Here is a 2,140-nt window from a genome sequence, read left to right as displayed (position 1 = left end):
TATCTGCGACTCCCGGCAGCTTAGAGAGCAAGTCTCATCACCGCTAGGAGCGTACCTTCTCCCGAAGTTACGGTACCATTTTGCCTAGTTCCTTCAGCCGAGTTCTCTCAAGCGCCTTGGTATTCTCTACCCAACCACCTGTGTCGGTTTGGGGTACGATTCCTACTAACCTGAAGCTTAGAAGATTTTCCTGGAAGCATGGCATCAACTACTTCAACCCCTTAGGGTCTCGTCATCAGTCCTCAGTCTTGCAATTTAATGCGTATCCCCGGATTTGCCTAAGAATACAACCTACAACCTTAAACGCGGACAACCAACGCCGCGCTAGCCTAGCCTTCTCCGTCTCTCCATCGCAGTTAGCAGAAGTACAGGAATATTAACCTGTTTCCCATCGATTACGCCTTTCGGCCTCACCTTAGGGGTCGACTTACCCTGCCCTGATTAACATTGGACAGGAAACCTTGGTCTTTCGGCGAGGGAGTTTTTCACTCCCTTTATCGTTACTCATGTCAGCATTCGCACTTCTGATACCTCCAGCGTGGGTTACCCCTTCGCCTTCAACGGCTTACAGAACGCTCCTCTACCGCTTGCCAGTAAACTAGCAAACCCATAGCTTCGGTGTATTGCTTAGCCCCGTTAAATCTTCCGCGCAGGCCGACTCGACTAGTGAGCTATTACGCTTTCTTTAAATGATGGCTGCTTCTAAGCCAACATCCTAGCTGTCTAAGCCTTCCCACATCGTTTCCCACTTAGCAATAACTTTGGGACCTTAGCTGATGGTCTGGGTTGTTTCCCTTTCCACGACGGACGTTAGCACCCGCCGTGTGTCTCCCGAGTAGTACTCATTGGTATTCGGAGTTTGCAAAGGGTTGGTAAGTCGGGATGACCCCCTAGCCTTAACAGTGCTCTACCCCCAATGGTATTCGCTCGAGGCGCTACCTAAATAGCTTTCGAGGAGAACCAGATATCTCCCGGTTTGATTGGCCTTTCACCCCCATCCACAAGTCATCCGCTCATTTTTCAACATAAGTCGGTTCGGTCCTCCAGTTGATGTTACTCAACCTTCAACCTGCCCATGGATAGATCACCGGGTTTCGGGTCTACACCTTGCAACTTCTCTAATTAAAGATACGCGCAGTTAACACTCGGTTTCCCTACGGCTCCGCTATTCGCTTAACCTCGCTACAAAATGTAAGTCGCTGACCCATTATACAAAAGGTACGCAGTCACGGTCTCTTATTCCGAAGAATGGAACCGCTCCCACTGCTTGTACGTATACGGTTTCAGGTTCTATTTCACTCCCCTCACAGGGGTTCTTTTCGCCTTTCCCTCACGGTACTGGTTCACTATCGGTCAGTCAGGAGTATTTAGCCTTGGAGGATGGTCCCCCCATGTTCAGACAAGATGTCACGTGTCCCGTCCTACTCGTTTTCATCTATGGTTAGTTTTCATGTACGGGGCTATCACCCTGTGCCGCTGAGCTTTCCAACTCATTCCACTAACACCCCATAGACTTAAGGGCTAATCCCCGTTCGCTCGCCGCTACTAGGGGAATCTCGGTTGATTTCTGTTCCTCCGGGTACTTAGATGTTTCAGTTCCCCGGGTTTGCCTCATATACCTATGTATTCAGTATATGATACTCACTTATGTGAGTGGGTTTCCCCATTCGGACATCGTTAGCTCAAATGCTTGTTACTAGCTCGCCAACGCTTTTCGCAAGTTACTACGTCCTTCATCGCCTCTGACTGCCAAGGCATCCACCGTATACGCTTAGTCACTTAACCATACAACCCACATAGGTCTTTATTCGCTTGCCACTGTACTGTTATGCAGCGTTACTCAAACTCACTTGTCGGTTATGTAGTAAACTACACGCCCTCCTCGTTCGCTTTCGCGCCTTGCATAACAACACATCGACTGCGCTAACAGACTCAATATTCTCTACAAATAGTAGAAAACGAATCGTATCGCAACTAATGGTGTTTACTTTCGCCAAAAGAATACTCTTGAAGCACTTTCCTAATTAAAGGTCTATGCTCCAGCACTTGATTTAAGTGTTTGAGAACTCAATTATTTATTTTTCGCGCTAATGCTATTAATAACAACTTACAAGTAAGTCGCTATCCCTTCACATAACAC

The 2,140-nt window shown here is 47.8% G+C and carries 1 rRNA gene; it reads right to left on the bottom strand.

Going from position 1 to position 2,140, the window contains the following annotated elements:
* A 23S ribosomal RNA gene (locus tag KT99_RS19635) occupies positions 1-1,785 on the bottom strand; the annotation flags it as partial.
* Positions 1,786-2,140 lie beyond the last annotated feature (355 nt).

This window comes from Shewanella benthica KT99, assembly GCF_000172075.1.
In the GTDB taxonomy this organism is placed as follows: Bacteria; Pseudomonadota; Gammaproteobacteria; order Enterobacterales; family Shewanellaceae; genus Shewanella; species Shewanella benthica_A.
The sequence above is the reverse complement of the archived record's forward strand: the minus strand, read 5'-3'. Positions and strand labels throughout refer to the sequence as shown.